The organism is Micromonospora sp. LOL_023 (genome assembly GCF_048060115.1).
GTDB lineage: Bacteria > Actinomycetota > Actinomycetes > Mycobacteriales > Micromonosporaceae > Micromonospora_E.
Map to the genome: position 1 here is coordinate 66,699 of NZ_JBHMIM010000019.1, position 20,447 is coordinate 87,145.

Genomic DNA, 20,447 nt, shown 5'->3' on the forward strand with positions numbered 1-20,447 from the left:
GGGGTGATCGACGCGTGCGTCGGCGAGCAGGTCAAGTCGCCGGTGGCGGGTCGGGCGGCTGCTCGTCGGCGACGGGTAGGTGCAGGGCGTGGAGGATTGCCGCGACCGGTATCCGGTAGCGGCTGCCGAAGCGCAGCACGGCGACCGGGAACTGGCCGCGTTTGGCGAGTTCGTAGGCGGCGGCGCGGGACAGGCCGAAGATCCGCGCCGCGGTGGTGATGTCGGTGACCGGGCCGAGGGCGCGAATACGGTCGACGGTCCAGACGGTGTCGTCGGGCTGGCCGCTGTCCGGGTCGGGGCGGTCGGCGAAGTGGTGGTCGGAGCTGGTCATGGCAGGGGTGGTCCTTCCGGGTGACGTGAGGTGGAGGGAGTCCACCGGCCGCAGATGGGAGGCCGGCGGGCCGGCACGGCGGGTCGCAGCGGGTCAGCGCGCCTGCGGATAGTCAGGGGCGGATACGCGGGCCTGGAAGGCCAGACCGGCGGCGGAACAGTCCGTGGCGTCGCCCAGGTGTCGCTCGGCCGGTCCACGCCTGCGGTACCGGTGGCCGTCGGGTGGGGACGGTTTTGTCGAATGGGTGGTGGTGGGCCCGCCACCGTGGTGGTGGCGGGCCCTCTGCGGGTGGGTTGGGTCATGGTGAGGTGGTGGGGCGTGGGAAGCGGGCGTCACCGAGACGCGGCCCTGGTCGGAGCCGGGGCGCCGGTTCGGGCGGTGTGGTCAGGGAGTCCGACTTGGCGAGTCGGGTGCGGCCCACCGGTGCGGGCACAGCAGCAGCCGCAGCGCGGCGGCCGCTTGGTGGGGGACGACGCCGTTGCCGAGGACCCGCAGCGCGCCGGTGCGGGGTATCGCGAGCGTCGGGTCGGTGACGTGGCCGTCGTTGAGGCCCATGAGCCATTCGACGAACGGCGGGGCCAGGACCGGTTTGTCATGTCGGCCGGGTTGGGTGGGTTCGGGGACGCGGCGGCCGAGCAGCAGTTCCCAGCGGGCCACCGCTGTCGCGTAGGCACCCCACCGGTCGGTGTCGGGCTGGCCCAGCCCGGCGACGGTGGTGCGCAGGTCGGCGCCGCCGTCGCCGTGTCGGCCCGGTCCCCGTGCGTCGGAGGCGCGCGGGGTGGGCAGGGTCCGGTCCGGCACCCGTACGGCCGCCGACGGCAGGGTGAGGTCGCCGCGTGATCCGCGCTGCCCCGGGCTGCCCTTGGCGCCGTCGGAGGCGCGTGGGGTGGGCAGCAGCATCTGCGACAGCGGCGGCCGCCACCCGGCCCCGGCCCGCCGGCCCAAGGTGCCGGTGTCGCTGGCCCTCGGCGTCGGCAGCAGCCGCGGGGCGGCGCCGGACTGGCGGTCGTTCCCGGCCTGCGGGGACACGTCCGGCCCATGTGGTGTCGTGTGCGGAGTCGGTGGGAGGTGGTGGTGGCGGGTGCCGGTCGGCTCGACCAGGTCGGGTAGTCCGTACTGGTGGCCGGGGCCTTTGCCGTCACGGGCGCACGGGGTGGGCAGCGTCAGTACCTCCTCGTTCGGTGGGTGTGGCCAGCAGGAACAGGCGGTCTCGGCGGTGGGGTGCGCCGATGTCGGACGCGCGTAGGCACAGCCACCGCGTGTCGTACCCGATCTCGGCCAGGTCGGCGTGGACGACGTCGAGCCCTCGGCGGAGGAGGGCGGCGACGTTCTCCACGAAGACGAGCCGCGGTCGTAGTACGCGAACGGCTGCGGCGATGGTTGTCCACAGGCTGCTGTGGATACCGGTGATGCCGGCGCGGCGGCCGGCGTTGGAGATGTCCTGGCAGGGGAAGCCGGCGGTGACGATGTCGACCGGTGGGACACGGGTCCAGTCGATGGTGCGGATGTCGCCGAGGTTCGGCACGTCGGGCCAGTGGCGGTCCAGGACGGTGGTGGCGTGACGGTCGGTTTCGGCGTACCAGGTGAGGCGGCCGCCAAGCACCAGCTCGACGGCAAGGTCAAGTCCGCCGTAGCCGGTGCACAGCGACCCGATCCGCGATCCGGCGGGAGGATCAACGATCACCCCGCCTCCCCACGGCCGTCCTGGCGGGGCGGGTCGGGGTGGGGGCAGGTCCACGGCCCGCAGCCCGGGACGTCGGGCTGGGGCCGTGGGCGCAGGACCACCTCGCCGAGCGGCACCCGCTGCCGGTGCAGGAAGAACTCCCCGCGCAGCGGACGCCCTGCGGCGTTGGCCCGGGCGGAGCCGTTGCGGACCGCCGTGTCGAACGCGACCGCGTCTGCCCACTCCTGCGGGCTGTCGGCCTTCCAACCGGCCCAGAAACGGTCGTCGTGAAACGGGCAAGCCACGCACGACGACTTGGGGGTGTCCCCGAGACCGTGCTCGGCTAGGAAGCGGAGGCAGTCGGTCCGCCGCCAGCCCAGGTCGAGCAGCGGGAACACGTTGCGCATGTAGCCGACGTCGGAGTCCCGTGCCCGGCCGATCTCGTCCAGGCTGATCCCGATCGCGACGTCGGCCCGGACACCAGCCGGGACCCGCGTCGGGTGCGGATAGCCGAGCCGGCGCCGCACCTCCGCCTTGATCGGTTTGATCTTGTACTCGCTGGTGCACTGCCGCCGGGCCATACCCCGCTCGCCGTTCGGGCCGAGCGTGAACAGCGGCATCGAGGCGAACCTGTGTTCTGGGTCGAGCGCGTCGGCCCTGATATCTCCGGTGCTGACCCGCACGACCTCGATCCCGGCCCGCTCCGCGATGCCGATCAGGCGGTCCAGATGCCGGTAGACCGCCGTCGGCTCCCACGACGTGTCGGCGAAGACGGCCGCGTCGAATCGTGCGATCCTGCCCTCGACGGCCAGCAGGAGAAGGGTCGTACTCTGCACCCCGGCGCCGAGGGAGAGAATGCGGTGGGTGGGTGTGGTCACGCAACCACCCCGGTTCCGGGATCCGACGCCAGTCCGACATCACTTGGGTTTCGGTAGCGATCTGATCGCGCAGCCTTCTGGGTGAGCGTGATCTGGGTGATTTTGGTCGGGGCGGGTGTGATGACGTCACCTCGGGATTTCTGAAGCGTTATCAAGGCATCCGGGGAAATCTCGGACAGCTCGAACGTGAGGGGCTTGGGTTGGGCCTGGCGGCAGTCCGTGATCTGCGCGAGCGACGTGGTCTGGCGTCGGCCGAGGAGTTGGAACGGTTCGAGACGGATGCGCTGGCCGGATTCGTTCTGGCGCGGGCGTCGGCCGGACTCACCGACGGGACGATCCGCGGCGACGTGGGCCATCTCGAGCAGGTACGGTCGTGGTTCGGCCGCCCGTTGTGGGAGATGGAAGCGGCGGACGCGGACGCCTACTTCGGGCGGGTGATGCGCCGCGCGCCGAGCGGCACCCGCCTGGCCCGGTCGCAGGCGCTGCGCACCTACTTCACGTTCCTTGAGCTGCGTTACCAGACCGAGTTGCATGCCATGACCGGCCGAGTGGTGACCTGCCCGGTAGACGAAATGAACCGCCCGCGCGGTAGCAAGGACGCCATGCTGCGCATCCCGCCCAGCGAGGCCGAGGTCACCGCCCTGTTCACCGGCTGGGCGCAGGAACTGGCCAGCTGCCGCAAGTTCGCCCCGTCCGCTCGTAACTACACGGCGGCCCGTCTGATGGCCGAGGCCGGACTGCGGGTCAACGAGGCCCGCCGGCTCGACCTGGCCGACATCAAGTGGGACCTCGGTCGGTTCGGCAAGCTGCATGTTCGCCACGGCAAGGGCTCGCGTGGCTCGGGTCCTCGAGAGCGGATGGTGCCGCTGATCAACCATGCTGGCCGGACTTTGCACTGGTTCATCGAGGACGTGTGGGGCCAGTTCGGTGACGACCACACCCGGCCGTGCGCCCCGCTGTTCCCCTCCGAGCGGGCCGGCGGCCGGGTCGGCTACGACGCCGTCCGGGCCGCGCTCGCGGCGGCGGTCGCCGTGCACCTGCCGGTGTGGACCGACCGGCTCACCCCGCACGTGCTGCGACACTTCTGCGCATCGCAGCTCTACATGAACGGAGTGGACCTCATCTCGATCCAGGAGATGCTCGGACACGCCTGGGTCGCCACCACGATGCGCTACGTCCACGTGCACCGCACGCGGATCGAAGAGGCGTGGCTGGCTGCGCAGCAACGGGCCGCGCAGCGGCTTGAAGGAGTCACGTGAATGCGGTGGAACCTGCGGCTGGTCGCCGCCCAGCGTGGTATCTGGAAGGCTTCTGACCTGCAACGCCAGCTCGCCGAGCATGGCTTGGTCATCTCGGCCGGCAAGATGTCCGGCCTGTGGTCGGGGCAGCCGGTCACCGTCAAGCTCGCCGACCTGGACGTCATCTGCGTGGTGCTCGGCTGCCAGGTCGGTGATCTGCTCCTCCCCGAACCGGACACGGTGGCCCGTTCTACGGACGCCGGTCAGGTGGCCTCCCGGGCAGCCGGCGCCACACCGCTCGCGGTGGTGCCCCGACGCCGAGACGGCCGTTCCCTGCCACCGGCCTGAACCGTGGTGGCGAGAGCGCGCGACGGCAGCATTGTCCGCAGAGCCGTCACCACCTGCGCCGCGTGTCTGGCCTGGGGGCTGACCTTCGCCCAGGGCGTCTGCCTGGCCTGTTACAACTTCGCCGCGCCCCGACACGGGCATCAGGCGGGCGAGTGCGGCGCCTGCCTGCGGCGGGAACGGCTGAAGAAGGGCTACTGCCGGCTGTGCTGGTGCCAGGCCCGCACCGATCGCACTGTCCTGGCCGAGGACGCCCGATCGGCGGTGGTGCTGGCGCCATACCTGCGCGACATCCGGCACCAGCAGTTGTTCTTCGCCGACATGGACCGGCGGACGGCCCCGCCCCGGGCTGCGCCGCGACGCTACGGAGCCAGGGGCCGGCCTCTCAAACCGCCACCACTGCCGGCCGCCCGGCCGGTCACTGGATGGATCCAGCCGCCGCTGCTCGACGCCGGAGTGCGCAGCTACCGCTACGCCGCAATCGATCTGCGGCACGGCCCCGCGCCGGACAACCCCTGGCTGGCCTGGGCACTGCACCTGGCTCACACCAACGCGGAGGCCCGTGGCTGGGCCCCGGTCACACGCCGGGGAATGCAACGGGTCCTGGTGATGCTGCTCGCCAACTACCAGGAAGGCGATCTGATCCGGGTCAGCGACTTCGCGGACATCGTCGTGCGCCGCTGCACCAACCTCGACTACGTCATCGAGATCCTCGCCGCCATGGCCGTCGTCGACGATGACCGACCGGCCGCCCTCGAACCATGGCTGCACGCCAAACTCGCCGACCTTGCCCCGCCCATTCAGCGCGATGTGCTGCGGTGGGCCCGGGTCCTGCGCGATGGCGGACCACGCACCCGCGCCCGGCGCGTCGAGACCGTTCGCGGCTATGTCGCCGCTACCGTGCCCGCGTTGACCGACTGGGCGCGGCATCGCGAGCACCTGCGGGAGGTCACCCGTGACGACGTCAGCACGTATCTGGACACGCTGCACGGCAACCCACGCCAGACCGCGACCACCGCCCTGCGGTCGCTGTTCGGCTGGGCCAAGCACAGCAACCTGATCTTTCGTAATCCGACCGCCCGGGTCAGAGGGCCACGCGTCGAGGACGCCATCTGGCAGCCGCTGCGTCCCGACGAGCTGAACCAGGCCGTCACAGCCGCGACAACCCCGCAGGCCCGGCTCTTCCTCGTACTGGCCGCTGTCCACGCGGCGCGCCCCGGCCAGATCCGCGCGATGCACCTCGACGACGTCGACCTGCCCGGCCGGCGCATCACCATCGCCGGCCACGACCGCCCGCTCGACGAGCTGACCCACCACGCACTGCTCGACTGGCTCGACTACCGGCACCGCCGCTGGCCGAACACCGCCAACCCGCACCTGCTCGTCAGCACCGAAAGCGCCCTGCGGCACGGCCCGGTCAGCCACACCTGGATCCTGAACATGCGCGGACTGGCCGCCACCATCGAACGACTGCGCATCGACCGCCAGCTCGAGGAGGCCATCGCCACCGGCGGCGACCCGCTGCACATCGCCGCGGTCTTCGCCGTCAGCGAGGACACGGCCATCCGGTACGCCACCAACGCCCGAATCCTCCTGCAGACCCCACCCCGGCCGCCGCACTGAGCAGCCCGCGAGGGCAGAACAACCGTCCCGGCACGGTTGGACTACGGTGCGCCGGTGACCAGATATCGCCGCACCTACCGCAATGTGGACGGCCAACGAGTCGAAGGCACCTGGCGGCACATCTTCACCCGCAACATGGACACGTACTTCCTGACCGACCTGGTCATCTACGCCGACGGCGCGATCGACTGCGGCACCGGCGGACTCACCGACCTCGACGGACTGGCCGAACAACTCCGCCGTGGCCAAGTCGCGACCACCCTCGAAGACGGCGCGTGGGCATCGGCGCACCACCTGGCGGGGTGGCGGTTCACCGAGCCCCGCTCCGCCATCAACGCCGAGATGCTTCTCGGCGAGGCCTCCGACGAAATCGACCGGCTCAACGGACGGCCCGATTCCACCGATCGATGCCTGCAAGCAGCAACGACCTACCTGGCCGACCCCACCGAGGACAACCGACGCACGCTTCGCGAGCGCTACCTGGCAATCCCCGAGCACCTGTGCACCTACGCCCTCGGCGACATGGACCGCAAGGACGCTCCACTGCGGATCCTGATCACCGACCTGGGCGAACCACTGCACGGCTGGCCAGACGGCCCGGTCGTCACCGAGCAGAGGCGGGCCAAGGCAGTCGCGTACTTCCGCGAGCGCGAGATCGCGATCGAGACATGGGACGCGCGGGTCCCAGCCGATGGCCCCGAACACCCGATGCGGCCCACGCTGACGATCCCGAAGACGGTCTACCCGCGCGGCTGGCCGGATCCCCCCGGCGTCGAAGTCCTGCAGAACGACTACCCGGCAGCCATCACCGTCGGCGCCAACAGCTACCCCAGCGTCACACACGCCTATTGGGCGCTGTCGACTCCCGACCCGCACTGGCACGACCAGATCGCTGCGGCGGCGCGCGGATACGACGCCGGCAAATTCGCCGAGCAGGCACCCCGCCGCGCCGACTGGGCCTCGGCACGTCTGGCCGTCATGACCATCCTGCTGCGTGCCAAGTACACCCAGCACACGCAGATGGCACAGACATTGCTCGCCAGCGGCGACGCCCGCGTCATCTACGTCGACTTCGACTCCGCCTACTGGTCCGTCGGTAGCGAACGAGCCACCAACTGGATCGGCCGTCTGCTGGAAGTGATTCGCTCCGAACTCGCAGCTGCCGAGGCCGGGATCCCCCTTCCTGCGATTCATGGCAACGGCTCCTCAGCTTCGCCAGGAACACAAGGGCCGACATGCGAGGATGGGGCACCAGGGCCCTCCGGTTCCCCGTGAGAACACTTGGGTTCGCGGGAACTTCCGGACCTTTGTGGCTTGGCCAGGACGAGGACGTCCTCGTGGGCGATCAGGTGCATCGGCACCCCGGCCTGGCGGGCCTTACGCACGGCGGAGAGTTGGAAGAACGACGGTCGGGCGACGAGCTGCCCACCGCGGACGGCGGCGAGCAGGGCGACGCACCGCTCGAGCGGCACGAAGCCTGCGGCGGTGCCAGCGGCCAGGACCGCCGAGGGCAGGTCGACCAGCTCGCCGCGCTTGCGCCATGGCCGGGCGGTCACCACGACCACCCCGCCGGGGCGCAGCAGGGCGTGGCAGCCGCGCAGGATCTCGGTGAACCCGTCGACCAGCCCAGCCAGGGACGAGCGGTAGGCCAGGTTGCCCTTGTCCTCGCCGTACCGGTTGTCGAACTTGGCGACCCCGTCGCTGCCGGGGCGGACGAGGCCGTGCACGGTCGGCCCGTACGGTGGCGAGGTCACCACGAGGGAGACCTGCCCCTGCAGGGCGGCGGGCAGCAGCGCGGTCAGCCGGGTGGCGTCACCGCGGATCACCGAGCCGCGGCCGGTCACGCCGAGCCGGTGGGCGTGGGCGATGTTGAGGTCGGCGATGTCAGACCAGCGGGACTCGTACTCCACGCCGACCGCGTCACGGCCGGCGTGGATGGCCTCGACGATCGTGGTGCCGATCCCGCACATGGGGTCGAACACCAGGTCGCCGGGTTGGGTGTAGGAGCGCACGGCGTGGGCGGCGATCGCGGGCAGCATCCTCGCCGGGTGCTTGACCGACTGGGGAACGTACCGGCCGCGCCGCTGGACCGGTCCGGTCGACTGGGCGGTTGCCCAGACCGACAGGTCCAGCGGCCACGCAGCGGTCGTCTCGTTCGGGCCCGCCGCGCCGGTGGTGTTGTTCATCGAGGGATCAGGCACGCCGGTCACCGCCCTTGTGGGTGAAGACGAGGAGGTCGGCGTGGACCTTGACGTGGAGCACGAACTCCTGCGCGCCGGTGGCCCGGGCCAACGACAGGAGTTCCTCGTCGGTGGCGTGGTAGGTGAACCGGTCGCCGTCGGCGTCGGCGGCGACCGCGACGATGTGCTGCAGGTAGCCGAGTCCGGCACCGGCGGCGGCGTCGACGACGGGCGTGAAGTCCTCCGGCGTCGCGACCGCACCGGCCGGGACCCCGACGACGAGGACCAGGCACCCGCCGGGGCGCAGCAGCCTGGTGCAGGCGGCAAGCAGCCAGGCCAGGCGGACCCGGTTGGCCGCGTCGCTGCTGGCGTCGAGCGGCCAGGTGGCCACGACGAGGCTGGTCCGGCCCTGCAGGTCGTCGCCGTCGCTCAGCACGACGGCCGGGTCGTCGCCGGGGAGTGGGCCGGAGTCGCTGAGGTCGTCGCCGAACCATGCCCGCATCTCGTCCGGACCGTCGGAGTCCAGGTTGTCGTCGGGCTCGTCGAGGTGCTGCGGCGTCTGCGGCCCGACGACCAGCGCGGAGGTGCCGGTGAACCAGGCCGGGTGGTGCCGGCGACCGCCGCGCAGGCAGGCGATGTCCAGCACGTGCTCGTCAGTGAGGTCGACGACCGCCTCGCCGGACCGGCTGTAGGCGGCGATCAGCCGGTACGCCAGCCGGTTGGAGATGGTCGTGCTCTGGTCGTCGCCGCCTCGGGCGGTACGCCAGACGGTGACCGGTACCGGCGGGTCGCCGGCAACCAGATCCATCGAAGGGATGTGGGGGGTGCCGCCCTGACGGGCGGGCTGCGGCGTGGAGTGCTCGCTCATGTGGTGTCGGCTCCGCGCCGCGCCGTGATGCGCTGACGTCTACCAATCGGCGTTTGTCAGCCGTGGCGAACACTTGGCGATCTGACAGCGACCTCGTCCCGTCTGACAGTCCACATTTCGCCCGATTTGTTCGACGCCGCCTCATGCGCGGCCGGATACCGCACGTGCGTTGACAGGCGCGATCCGTATCTGTCAACGCTTCCGTTGTCAGATCGGGCGGGGCCGCGCTGCCGGCAGCGGCAAATCGAGGCCGCTTGTCAGACACTCTCCGTGTCTGTCATGACGCCGACGGACGGGCCGCCATCCCAAGAGTGGACGCCCTTCCGCCGGCCGGTCTCCGCTTTTGTGACATCGGGGGGTCGCCACGCCGAACACCTGAATCCGAGATGACATCGACAGTTGTCGTTGACGCGGACGCACGAACAACACCCTTGCATCGACGAAAGTCGTTGACATTGACATGTCCGGCGAGGGCATGACATTGGCGCGCTTCGTTGACACCACGGGCAGGGGCATGTCGATGTCATCGGCGTTCGCCGTTGGCATTGGCGGCGCGGACACCACGGTCGGGCATGCGCGGAACCTGTCGGTGAGGCGTGTCAGAGTCGTCAGGTCTGACAGTTGTGGACGGCGGGGTCGGCTCGCGAGCATCCCCTTGGGGTGACCGCGCCCGATGCTCCCGCGCGGAGTCCGCTGCCCGTAGCCGAACTGACAGCGCAGCTCAAGGCGATCTGTCAGAGGTTGACGGGGCGTTCGCCGGGCGCGACTCGGCGAGCTGTCAGATCACGGTGAGCGCGGGCCTGAGGAGCCCGTTCCGCGCTTGTCATGCCCGTGTCAGATGCCGGTGGCGTACTGCCCCCACGGGAATCCGTCGATGTCCGTCGGCGACGTTCCCGCTCTGATGTCCCTCTGTCATTTGGAGTTCTGACATGTCCGTGTCCGACACCCCGGACTGGCCAACCTCTCACCTGCTCGCCGCGGACGCGGCGTTCGCGGCGCTGACATCCGATCCGGCGCCGCTGACACTCGACTGTGACAGCCTGGCTCATGACATCGGCAAGGATCCCGACCTGCCGTCCGGTGTTGTTCCCCTGCCGGTGCTGCGGGACTGGCTGCTCAAGCATCCGGGCGACTACGGCGGCCGTGACGCTGTGTGGCGGGAACTGGTTCTCCGCGCCCGGCTGCGGGGCGCGGAGTGGACGATCGCCGCAGTCGGGATGGCGATGCCCGCGCTCGTCCGGATCGCCGGGCAGCTGTCCGCCGGCTACCGGGGCGACCCGGCCGACATCGACAGCGAGGTGCTGACCGGGTTCCTGGAGGCGCTGCGCGACCACCTCGACCTGACCCGGCCAGCGTTGTACGCGTCGCTGACCATGGCCGCGTGGCGGGCCGGGCGGCGGCTACGGCTGGCCGACGACCAGGCAATGCCAGTGGAGGACATCGAGCACGTAGCGGCTGGGTCCCGCACGCCGAAGATGCCGTACGGCCACCCAGATCTGCTGGTCCGGCGCGCCGGCACCCTGCGGATCATCGACGAGGCGGACGTGCAGCCGTGGATCGAGGTTCGGCTGGGCCGGCGGGCACCGGAGCCGATCGCCGCCCGGCTCGGCATCACCGTGGACGCGCTGCGGATGCGGCTGGCACGCGCCGACGAACGGCTCGCACAGGCCGTCGCCGAGGGCGGACTCACCGAGGTCGCGTCGACCGACGCCGTCGCGGCGACCACAGCGCAGGCGAAACGTCGGACCAGCATCCGCGCCGGCCGGGCCGGCGCACGCGGCCCAGCCGGTACCCGCGGGGTTGCGGTAGCCGCTTGACCGAAGACCCATGCTCCTCCAGAACGGTTGTGGGCCCGGCGCCGATGCGCCAGGCCCACAACCGTTCTGGTCGTCCAAGGCGGACTTCGCAAGCCCGGAGAGGCCCCGGCCTGCACCAGCCGATGGCCTGCCTGCCGTGTCAGGTGCCCGGCCCCGCCCTGTCAGACCGCTGTCAGATCGGCAAGTGTTCGCCACGTCTGACAAACGCCGATTGGTGGGTGCGGGACAAGCGAGAGCAGCCACGCAGCGCTGGTCCGGTCCCGTCCGCCGTCGAGCAGCGGGGTGACGCCTGCCGTGTCGCCCCGGGTGCCGCGCCATCGCATGCGCTGACACCTCATCGATTACCGCAACCACCCAACAAGGGAGGACGAGCTCCTCCCGGGGCGGTGCGGCATGCCGACCTCGCGCTCGGCGGCGGTCCCTCGACCGTCTCTGGCAATCGCCCCGCCCGGCACCCACTCGGTGATCGACGGCGGGCGGGAGGTGACCCCCCATGCTCCGCATCCGCATCAACAAGCCTGTCCACCTGTCCCCGGTCGGTCGAGTCGGCCGCGTGTGCGCGGCGGTCGGCGTCGTCGTCCTTGTCCTCGCCGTTCCGGCCGCCGCACAGGCCGATTCCGGTGAGGTCGTCTACCTGGCGGCGAACAGCCTGCCGGTCGTCATCACCAAACTCCAGAATCTGATCATGGGTCTGCTGGCCGGACTCGCGACCCTGTTCCTGGTCCTCGCCGGGGTGTACTGGGCCACCGCCGGCGGGGATCCCGGTCAGGTCGAGAAGGCCAAGGGCGCGCTACGAAACGCCCTGATCGGCTACGGACTGGCGGTGCTCTCCCCGATCCTGCTGCAGCTGCTGCAGGGCGTTGTCGGGGGCTGACCGATGTACTTGATGGGTCCGGTCCTCGACCAGGTCCTCGACTGGCTGATCGAGGCGGTCCTGGCCTGCCTGGCCGTGATCTTCGGGCTGATCACCGATGTCCTGCTCACCACCCCGCAGGTCACGGCGCTGCCCCAGGTGCAGGCGCTGACCGGCCGGTCGATCTGGATCGTCGACACCGCGTTCGTCCTGGTGTTCGTCGCCGCCGGCGTGATGATGATGGTCTCCGGCGGCGACGAACGGTCCCGGTACACGGTCAAGGACCTGACGCCCCGGCTGGTCGTCGGGTTCGTCGCCGCGCACTTCTCCCAACTGCTGTGCCGCGAGCTCATCACGCTCGCCAACGCCGTGACCGGGGCGATCAGCGACGGCAACTACGACGGCGACGCGGCGTTCGCCGCCGTACGCAACCACATCGAGACCGGTAGGGATCCGACCGCGCCGCTGCTGTTCCTGGTCCTCGTGCTGGTCATCGCCGTGCTGGTCGTGATGACCGCGTTCCAGCTCATCGGCCGGTTCGTCGCCCTGCTGGTGATGACCGCGATCGCGCCGCTGCCCCTGGCCTGCCACGCCGTGCCCGCACTCGAGGGCGTCGCCCGGATGTGGTGGCGCGGCTACGGCGCATGCCTGGCGATCCCGTCCGCGCAGGCGTTCACCCTGACCGCCGGCCAGTGGATGCTGCTCGACGCCTCCCACATGCTGCCCGTGCTGGGCCTGCCGTTCGAACCGGGCGGCGTGTTGAACCTGTTCATCGTGATCGTCCTGCTGTGGACGACGGTGAAGATCCCCGGCCTGGTCGGCCGGTGGGTCGGTCAGGGCGGACGCGGCGGCACCAACGTTGCCGGCGCCGTCGCGCGGATCGTCGTCATCCCGCAGCTCGCGGGCGCCGCCCGCGGGCTCAACGTTATCCGGAAGGTGACGAAATGATCAAAGACGATGCGATCGACGCCGCCGAGCGTGCCCGGATGCCCGCCGACGTTGACGCCCCCGACAAGGTCGCATACGGGCTGACCTGGCGGCAGTTAGCCATCCTCGCCGTCGCCGGGGCGCTGTTCTACGGCGCCTGGAACGGCCTGCGCACCGTTGTGCCGCCGCAGGCCATCGTCTTCGCCGGCGTGGTCGTCGGCGGTGTCGTGTTCGGACTGGTCGTCGGACGCCGCGACGGGCTGCCGATGGACGTGTGGCTGCTGCACGCGATCCGCCACTCCCGCAGCCACAAGGCGCTGTCATCCTCTGGAGAATCCGCCGCAGCGGGGGTGCCGGAGTGGGTCCAGCAGCCGAAGGGACGGATCCCGCTGCCGGCGCCACTGCGGCTGCCCGCCGACGCGATCGGCGCCGACGGTGAGATCACCGTCGGCGGTGACCGGGCGGCGATCGTCGCGGCCACGAACATCAACCTGACGCTGCGTACCGCCGCCGAGCAGGCTGCCCTGATCGAGGGGTTCGGCCGCTGGCTCAACAGCTTGTCGGCGCCGACGCAGGTCGTCGTGTCCGCCCAGCCGGTCGACCTCGCCTCCCACGCCCGCGCGGTTTCCGACGCCGCCCGAACCCAGCCGCACCCCGCGTTGGAGGCGGCGTGCGCGGACCACGCCGCGTTCCTGGCCGACCTGGCGCAACACCGGGACCCGCTGCGCCGCCAGGTCCTCGTGGTCACCCGCACCGCGCCAGGTGAACACGGCAGCCATGCGGCGCGGCGGCGCGCCGACGACAGCGTCCGGGCGTTGTCCGGCCTCGGGGTGACCGCCCGAACGCTCGACGGCGCGGCAGCCACCGCGGCGCTCGTCGCCGCCGCCGACCCCTACCGGCCGCCGCGTCCCGGCGGCCTGGCCGCCCCGGACGCAGTCATCACCGTCACCCCGACCAACAGCAAGAAGCCCTGAGAGGAGAACACTGCGATGGGCATTCAACGCTCCCGTGCTCGCCCGAACGGAACTACTCCCTTCGGCCGCGCCTCGGCCGGGCTGGCCAGCGCTGTCGCCCCCGCCTCGGTCGAGGTGACCCCGCGCTGGCTGCGGGTCGGCGACGGCTATACCGCCACTCTCGTGGTCACCGGGTATCCGGCCGAAGTCGGGCCGGCGTGGCTGGAACCTTTGCTGTCCTACCCCGGTCGGGTCGACGTCACCCTGCACATCGACCCGCTGCCCGCCCCGATCGCCGCCGCCCGGCTGCGTAAGCAGCGGGCACGGCTGGAGTCGTCGCGGCGGGCCGACGCCGAGCGGGGCAAGCTGATCGACCCCTACACCGAGGCCGCCGCGACCGACGCCACCGACCTGGCCGACCGGCTCGCCCGCGGCGCCGCCAAGCTGTTCCGGGTCGGGTTGTACGTGACGGTGCATGCCCGCTCGGAGGAGGAACTGCTGCAGGCGTGTGCCCGGGTCAAGGCCGCCGCCGCCTCCACGTTGTTGGAGGTGCAGCCGGCGACCTGGCGTCAGCTCGCCGGCTGGACCACGACCCTGCCGCTGGCGTCCGACGGGCTGCGGATGCTGCGAACCATGGACACCGCCGCCCTGGCCGCCGCGTTTCCCCTGGCCAGCCCCGACCTCCCGGCACCGCTGCCGGGCGACCCGCCGGTCTCCGGGGGCGTGCTCTACGGCACGAACCCGGCCGGTAACGGTGTGGTCTGGTGGGACCGCTTCGCTCAGGACAACTACAACAGCGTCGTCCTCGCGCGCAGCGGTGCCGGCAAGAGCTACCTCGTGAAGCTGGAGACGCTGCGGCACCTGTACACCGGCGTCCAGGTGTCGATCATCGATCCAGAGGATGAGTACCTGCGCCTGGCCGACGCGGTCGGCGGGACGGTCGTGCGGCTCGGCGTCGCCGGCGTGCGGATCAATCCGCTTGAGCTTCCGGTCGGTGACACCCGGCCGGACGTGCTCACCCGTCGCGGATTGTTCCTCCACACCCTCGTTTCCGTGCTGATCGGACATCTGCCACCGCCGGCCGAGCGGGCCGCGCTGGACCGCGCCGTCCTCGCCGTCTACCGGCAGGCGGGGATCACCGCCGATCCACGCACTCACCGCCGGCCCGCGCCGCTGCTGCGGGACCTGGCCGCGACCCTGGCCGCAGACACGGATCCGGCCGCGGCCCAGCTCGCCGCCCGACTCTCCCCGTGGGTCGACGGGTCGTTCAAGGACCTGTTCGACGGGCCCAGCACGTCCCGGCCGGACGGTCACCTCGTCGTGTGGTCGCTGCGGCAGCTGCCGGACGAGCTGCGCACTGTCGCAACCCTGCTCGCCCTCGACTCGATCTGGCGGCAGGTCGACGCGCCCCCGGTCGGCGGCCGGCCACCGCGACGCATCGTGGTGGTCGATGAGGCGTGGCTGCTCATGCGCGACGGCGAGGGCGCGAAGTTTCTCTTCCGGCTGTCCAAGGCGGGCCGCAAGCGGCACACCGGGCTGACCGTGGTCACCCAGGACGCCGCCGACGTGCTCGGCACCGACCTCGGCCACGCGGTGGTCGCCAACGCCGCCACGCAAATCCTGCTTCGCCAGGCCCCCCAGGCGATCGACGCCGTCGGGGACGCCTTCGGCCTGACCGCCGGTGAACGACGGCTGCTGCTCGCGGCCAGACGGGGTCACGGGCTTCTGATCAGCGGCACCAACCGGACCGCATTCGAGGCGATCTCCAGCGACGCGGAGCACGCCCTCGCGACGACCAACCCGCTCGACCTGATCGACGACGACGCCGACAGCGTCTAGCCAAACCCTATCGACCCGGCAGGCGGCGGTGCCGCGCCCGCGCTCGGGCGCGGCACCACCGCCTTGCCGTGCGCGCAACCGCGAAGGACGCATGTCATGGTCACCCTGCTGTTCTCCCCGTCGCCCACCCCCGTCGGCACCGATCCCGGCTCGCCGATTCCCCCGTCGCCGGCAACCCAGTGGCTCCTGCGGGCATCGGACTGGGCCATCGACCGGCCCTGGCTGCTGGGCGTCGCCGCCGGCCTGTTCTGCGTCTGGATCGCCGGCCGGAACCTCGTCGCGGGCTGGCGACACCGGTATCACGCCACGGGTGCCCGGCTGGTCACCGTCGCCCCGCCGCCCGAGGTCGACGAGCACGGTGTCACCGCCCTGTGGGCGAACCTGGCCGGCATCCTCACTCCGTCCCGCCGTCGACGGCTGCTCTACGGCACCCCGCACGTTGTCTGGCAGTACGCCTGGACCGGCCGGCAGCTGATCATCTCCCTGTGGGTGCCTGGCACCGTCCCGAACGGGGCGGTCGAGGCCGCCGTCCGCGCGGCGTGGCCTGGCGTGGCCACCACCACCAGCGAACCCGCGCCGGACCCCATCCCGGCGCAGACGGCCGCCGCGGTGGGTGGTCACCTGCTGCCCGTGGCCGCCGACTGGCTCCCGCTCAACACCGACCACCACGCCGACCCGCTGCGCGCCCTGATGGCCGCCGGCGCCCAGTTGCACGACGGCGAGTACGCCTGTGTGCAGATCCTCGCCCGGCCCGCCACGCCCCGCCGGGCGGGGCGGGCCCGGCGCGCCGCCGGGCGGCTGCGCCAGGGCAAGACCGCCGTCCCGTCGGTCAACCTGGCCGGGCCGCTGACCGAACTGATCGACATCTTCCTGCCCGGCCGCTCCCGCGGCCCTGCCGGCGCGGCGCCGGCCAGCCGCCGGGACCCAACCGTCGAGCGGGACGTGCGGGCGATCCTCGACAAGACCTCCCACCAGTTGTGGGAGACCGGCATCCGGTACGCGGTCGCCTCCCGTGCCCACCGCGACGGCACCCTGCCCCATCACCGGCTGCGGGGCGTCGCCGACGCTCTCGCGTCGGCGTTCGCCGTCTACGCCGGCCGTAACCGGCTCGCCCACCGAACCCGGATGCCTCGGCCCGTCGCGGTCCTGGCCACCCGGCGGCTCGGCGCCGGATTCCTCACCTCGGCCCCGGAACTCGCCGCGATGGCGGGGCTGCCCCGCGACCTCGCCGTGCCCGGCCTGGACCGCGCCCGCGCCAAGTCGATGCCGGTCCCGGTCGCCGTACCGACGGGTGGACGGGGCCGCAAGGTCCTCGGCGACGCCGAGGTCGGCGGCCACGCCGTCGCCTTGTCCGTGCCGGACGCCCGCTACCACACCCACATGGTCGGCCAGACCGGCTCCGGCAAGACCACCCTGCTCGCCAACCTGATCCTCGACGACATCAAGGCCGGCCGCGGCACCATCGTGCTCGACCCGCACGGCGACCTCGTGCTCGACGTCCTCGACCGGATCCCCGCGACCATGGCCGACCGGGTGGTGCTGTTCGACCCCGCCCAGCCCAACCCGCCAGCGATGAACCCCCTCGAAGGCGACGACCCGGACCTGGTCGTGGACAACCTGGTCAGCATCTTCGGGTCGATCTTCTCGAAGGCGTGGGGGCCGCGGATGGACGACGTGATGCGGGTGTCCTGCCTGACCCTGCTGCGGCACGCCAACGTCACCCTCCAGCACATCCCGCCGCTGCTCAACAGCGCCCAGTTCCGCTCGGCGATGACCGTGGACCTGGACGATCCGGACGGGCTGCACGGGTTCTGGCAGTGGTACGACGAGCTGTCCCCGGCGTTGCGCTCGCAGATCATCGGCCCCGTGTTGGCCCGACTACGCGCCTTCCTCCTGCGGGATTTCGTCCGCAAGACGATGCGCTACCCCAAATCGAGCTTCGACATGTCGAAGATCCTCGACGGCGGGGTGCTGCTGGTCCGCATCCCGAAGGGCGAACTCGGAGAGGACACCAGCCGGCTGCTCGGCTCACTGATCCTGGCCAGGGTGTGGCAGGCCGCGACCGCCCGCGCCAGCATCCCCGCCGACCGGCGCAAGGACTGCTCGATCTATCTCGACGAGGCCCAGAATTTCCTGACCTTGGCCGCGAGTCTGGACGCGATGCTGGCCGAGGCCCGCAAGTACCGCCTCGCGATGACCCTCGCGCACCAGGATCTCGCCCAGTTCCCCCGCGAACTCCTAGCCGCGGTCAGCGCGAACGCCCGCAACAAGATCTACTTCAGTGTGGCGCCGGAGGACGCCCGCGTGCTGGCCCGGCACACCCTGCCGGAACTCGACGAGCACGACCTGGCCCACCTCGACGCATACACGGCGGTCGGTCGCCTGGTGGTGGACGGCCGGCAGACCGCCGCGTTCACCATGCGGACCCGCCCGCCGCTGCCGGTGGTCGGCGAGGCCACCGCGATCCGTCAGCAGGTCGCCAAGGCAGTCCCCGCCCAGGACCCCTCCGCCATCGACGCCCTGGTCAAGCAGCACAGCCAGAAACCGGACGACCGGCGCCGCAGAGGCGGCAAGGCCTCGTCGTGACCGATCTGTCACAGCGACAGACGTCGGCTTCCGTAGCGGGATCCCCATGGGCATCCACCACCCCTTCCACCCTCATCTGCGACACCGGCTGACAGATCACCGGTGACGTTCTGTTCCTGCCGCACCGCGGCGTGTCAACCAACCACTGTGGTTGAACCCCACTCAGACACCCTCCGTATGGAGGGCTCTCTTCCCTAGGAGTACCTACCGTGTCCAGCCGTCTTCCGCCTCGCTCGCCCTCATCCGACCCGTATCTGCACACCCGTCGTCTCACCTCACGTGACCGGCTTCTGCTGTCCTGGCTCGCCGAGCATTACCTGCTGTCCACCCGCCAGGTCGCCAAGGCCCTGTTCCCCTCCGGCCGCTCCGCCCGCCTGCGGCTGACCCTGCTCCACCGCATCGAGGCCGTCGACCGGTTCGTCGACGAAGCCGCCGCCGACTCCACCCAGTACCTGTACGCGCTCGGACCGCTCGGCCTGCGGCTCAACCGCGACGCCTACCGCGACCCCGACAACCCCGCCGCGAAACCGCCGCGCAGCAGCCGCGACCGCGCCGACCGCATCGTCGGCAGCCGCAAACTGCGCCACCTGCTCGGCGTCAACGACTTCTTCACCGACCTGCTCGCTCACGCCCGCACCGATCCGCGGGCGCGGCTGGAGCGGTGGTGGTCCGAACAGCACGCCACCGACGCCTACGGCGGTGCCGGGGTCCAGCCCGACGGCCACGGCGTCTGGACCGTCGGCGACGCCACGGTCGGGTTCTTCCTCGAGCACGACAACGGCACCGAACCCCTCGGCAGGGTGCTGGCCAAGCTACGTGCCTACGAGCGGGTGACCGAGTTCGGACCCCGGTACCCGGTCCTGTTCTGGGTCCCCAGCCGAGGCCGCGAGCGCAATCTCCTCGACGCGCTCGCCGGTACGTCCGCCGCGATGCCGATGGCCACCGCCGTGCACGGCACCAACCCCGCAGGGCCCGTCTGGACCCTGACCAGCGACCCCGACCGGCGTCGTCACCTGCACGAACTCCCTAGCGACCACGGCCCGTACGCGGCCACGAACCCGAACCGGTTCGTCCGTCGCGATCCCGAGCCGGGCACCGAACAGGTCACCCATACGCCCCTCTGACAGACACGCACCGTATCTGTCAGACCACATACTCCCCGCTGTCAGATCACGGTGATCTGTCAAGGCCCGGCGAGTAGCCGTCCTTGACCGCCGCCCACGTCTGACAGTGCAGGTCAGCGGCCCTTTACGGGATCTGCTGCGCTCCGCGCGCTGACAGATCAGGCCGCTACGGTTCTCGGCACTACAGCACACCCATATATCTCCACCCCGGTAGGTCCCATCCTCGGACCCTTCGCCGCCTCCCGGCACCTGACGTCCACCCGCCCTCACCGGCCGGTCGGCCCAGCAGCCCGCGACGAACCCCGACGGTCGCACCTACCACCTCGCACCAACCCAACCCACTCCCGGCCGGCGCCCACGCACCCAATGGACCGGCTATCTCCGCGTGCCCAACGGCACGCCCAACCCACGAAGGAGAACCCCGCATGACCAAGAAGACGGCCCCCGCGGCCACCACGACCACGACGGTCGCCCCGGCCTTCGTGGCCACCCCGGAAGCAGTCGTTCGCACCATGATCGTCTGCGTCTCGGACGAGCTGGCCCAGGTGCTGGACAGCACCCGGCAACTCGAACGCCACCTCGGCGTCTCGGGTACGAGCTGCCCCCGGTACTGGGCCTCCCCGGCCATCTACCCCTGGCAGCGCCGCCAGCTCATCGACCTGCGTAAGGCCAAGACCGGACCCCGGTACTGCGCCGGCGGACCCGTCCGCCTGCTCGACCTGGCCGGCATGCGCCACGGCGCCTACGTCGGGGCCAGCGTGCGACACGCGCACTGGGCCCGCGTCGTCGCGGGAACGAAGGCGGCCACCCCGTGGCCGAGCTTCCTGCGCAAGCACCTGTCCGACCCGTCGGCGTATCCGATGGACACCGCGACCGCCGAGTTCAACCGGCAGCCGCGGGTGCAGGCCATGCGCATGTACAACGCTGCCACGTACGGTCCGGGTCACCTCGACCTGGGCGACCTGGAGATGTTCCAGGCCGGTGCCAGCGCATACGCCAACTACCACGCCCTCTGGGCGTTGTGCACCGACGCCTTCCTCACCGAGGCCGGCGACCGGCTGCAACCGGCCAGCGCGTTCTTCGCCGACCGGATCACCTACCTGGAGCAGGCAGCCCGCTACCTGGACTCGCTCGACGGGTCCCAGCGGCTGTTCGCCGTCACCCTGCACCACTCGTGACCGCAGACCGGCCGGGCCAGCCACACCTCCCTCGTACCCAAAGG

The 20,447-nt window shown here is 71.2% G+C and carries 18 protein-coding genes; 12 read left to right on the forward strand and 6 right to left on the reverse strand.

The features are described from left to right. Positions 1 to 31: 31 nt before the first annotated feature. From ACFHVL_RS12800 to ACFHVL_RS12815, 4 genes are all read right to left on the reverse strand, one after another. Positions 32 to 331, reverse strand: coding sequence for a helix-turn-helix domain-containing protein (locus ACFHVL_RS12800; RefSeq protein ID WP_416627864.1), 300 nt, complete (start codon positions 329 to 331; stop codon positions 32 to 34). 384 nt (positions 332 to 715) lie between these two features. Further along, positions 716 to 1,498 carry a hypothetical protein gene (locus ACFHVL_RS12805; RefSeq protein ID WP_416627908.1) on the reverse strand — a complete coding sequence of 261 codons (783 nt, stop codon included), beginning with the start codon at positions 1,496 to 1,498 and terminating at the stop codon, positions 716 to 718. Beyond that, positions 1,470 to 2,015, reverse strand: a complete 546-nt coding sequence (locus ACFHVL_RS12810; protein ID WP_416627865.1) for a DNA cytosine methyltransferase — start codon at positions 2,013 to 2,015, stop codon at positions 1,470 to 1,472. Before ACFHVL_RS12810 ends, ACFHVL_RS12805 begins: the two co-directional genes overlap by 29 nt. Beyond that, the gene (locus ACFHVL_RS12815) at positions 2,012 to 2,872 is read right to left on the reverse strand and encodes a hypothetical protein (protein WP_416627866.1); all 861 of its coding nucleotides are present in this window, start codon (positions 2,870 to 2,872) and stop codon (positions 2,012 to 2,014) included. The genes ACFHVL_RS12810 and ACFHVL_RS12815 overlap by 4 nt, the downstream gene beginning before the upstream one ends. Before the next feature lie 200 nt (positions 2,873 to 3,072). Between ACFHVL_RS12815 and ACFHVL_RS12820 the strand changes: the two genes are divergently transcribed. Genes ACFHVL_RS12820 through ACFHVL_RS12835 form a run of 4 tightly spaced genes read left to right on the forward strand, consistent with a single transcriptional unit; the run spans position 3,073 to position 7,353 of the window. Beyond that, the gene (locus tag ACFHVL_RS12820) at positions 3,073 to 4,131 is read left to right on the forward strand and encodes a tyrosine-type recombinase/integrase (protein WP_416627867.1); all 1,059 of its coding nucleotides are present in this window, start codon (positions 3,073 to 3,075) and stop codon (positions 4,129 to 4,131) included. After that, positions 4,132 to 4,458 (forward strand): helix-turn-helix domain-containing protein, encoded by a 327-nt coding sequence (locus tag ACFHVL_RS12825; protein WP_416627868.1) that lies wholly within the window; start codon positions 4,132 to 4,134, stop codon positions 4,456 to 4,458. A gap of 6 nt (positions 4,459 to 4,464) precedes the next feature. Continuing rightward, the gene (locus ACFHVL_RS12830; RefSeq protein ID WP_416627869.1) at positions 4,465 to 6,078 is read left to right on the forward strand and encodes an integrase; all 1,614 of its coding nucleotides are present in this window, start codon (positions 4,465 to 4,467) and stop codon (positions 6,076 to 6,078) included. 54 nt (positions 6,079 to 6,132) lie between these two features. Continuing rightward, positions 6,133 to 7,353, forward strand: coding sequence for an NADAR family protein (locus ACFHVL_RS12835; protein WP_416627870.1), 1,221 nt, complete (start codon positions 6,133 to 6,135; stop codon positions 7,351 to 7,353). On the opposite strand, the gene ACFHVL_RS12840 is transcribed toward ACFHVL_RS12835, so the two are convergent. Both ACFHVL_RS12840 and ACFHVL_RS12845 read right to left on the reverse strand, forming a co-directional pair. Beyond that, entirely contained in the window at positions 7,269 to 8,264 is a 996-nt protein-coding gene (locus ACFHVL_RS12840) for a TRM11 family SAM-dependent methyltransferase (protein WP_416627909.1), read from the reverse strand. The two genes, ACFHVL_RS12835 and ACFHVL_RS12840, sit on opposite strands and share 85 nt — an antisense overlap. A gap of 7 nt (positions 8,265 to 8,271) precedes the next feature. Further along, positions 8,272 to 9,126 (reverse strand): hypothetical protein, encoded by an 855-nt coding sequence (locus tag ACFHVL_RS12845; RefSeq protein WP_416627871.1) that lies wholly within the window; start codon positions 9,124 to 9,126, stop codon positions 8,272 to 8,274. A 929-nt stretch (positions 9,127 to 10,055) separates the two neighbouring features. Here ACFHVL_RS12845 and ACFHVL_RS12850 point away from each other — a divergent pair. From ACFHVL_RS12850 to ACFHVL_RS12885, 8 genes are all read left to right on the forward strand, one after another. Then, positions 10,056 to 10,943: a hypothetical protein gene (locus tag ACFHVL_RS12850; protein WP_416627872.1), complete on the forward strand. Its 888-nt coding sequence runs from the start codon at positions 10,056 to 10,058 to the stop codon at positions 10,941 to 10,943. Positions 10,944 to 11,436: 493 nt separating this feature from the next. Next, entirely contained in the window at positions 11,437 to 11,817 is a 381-nt protein-coding gene (locus ACFHVL_RS12855; protein WP_416627873.1) for a pilin, read from the forward strand. A gap of 12 nt (positions 11,818 to 11,829) precedes the next feature. Continuing rightward, positions 11,830 to 12,744, forward strand: a complete 915-nt coding sequence (locus ACFHVL_RS12860) for a hypothetical protein (protein ID WP_416627910.1) — start codon at positions 11,830 to 11,832, stop codon at positions 12,742 to 12,744. After that, positions 12,741 to 13,697, forward strand: coding sequence for a PrgI family protein (locus tag ACFHVL_RS12865; RefSeq protein ID WP_416627874.1), 957 nt, complete (start codon positions 12,741 to 12,743; stop codon positions 13,695 to 13,697). Before ACFHVL_RS12860 ends, ACFHVL_RS12865 begins: the two co-directional genes overlap by 4 nt. A gap of 15 nt (positions 13,698 to 13,712) precedes the next feature. Beyond that, positions 13,713 to 15,515 carry a VirB4 family type IV secretion system protein gene (locus ACFHVL_RS12870; protein WP_416627875.1) on the forward strand — a complete coding sequence of 601 codons (1,803 nt, stop codon included), beginning with the start codon at positions 13,713 to 13,715 and terminating at the stop codon, positions 15,513 to 15,515. A 96-nt stretch (positions 15,516 to 15,611) separates the two neighbouring features. Beyond that, a complete protein-coding gene (locus ACFHVL_RS12875; RefSeq protein ID WP_416627876.1) occupies positions 15,612 to 18,101 on the forward strand; it encodes a type IV secretory system conjugative DNA transfer family protein in 2,490 nt (829 codons plus the stop codon). 209 nt (positions 18,102 to 18,310) lie between these two features. Continuing rightward, positions 18,311 to 19,225, forward strand: a complete 915-nt coding sequence (locus tag ACFHVL_RS12880; RefSeq protein ID WP_416627877.1) for a replication-relaxation family protein — start codon at positions 18,311 to 18,313, stop codon at positions 19,223 to 19,225. Positions 19,226 to 19,650: 425 nt separating this feature from the next. Continuing rightward, positions 19,651 to 20,403, forward strand: coding sequence for a hypothetical protein (locus ACFHVL_RS12885; RefSeq protein ID WP_416627878.1), 753 nt, complete (start codon positions 19,651 to 19,653; stop codon positions 20,401 to 20,403). Positions 20,404 to 20,447 lie beyond the last annotated feature (44 nt).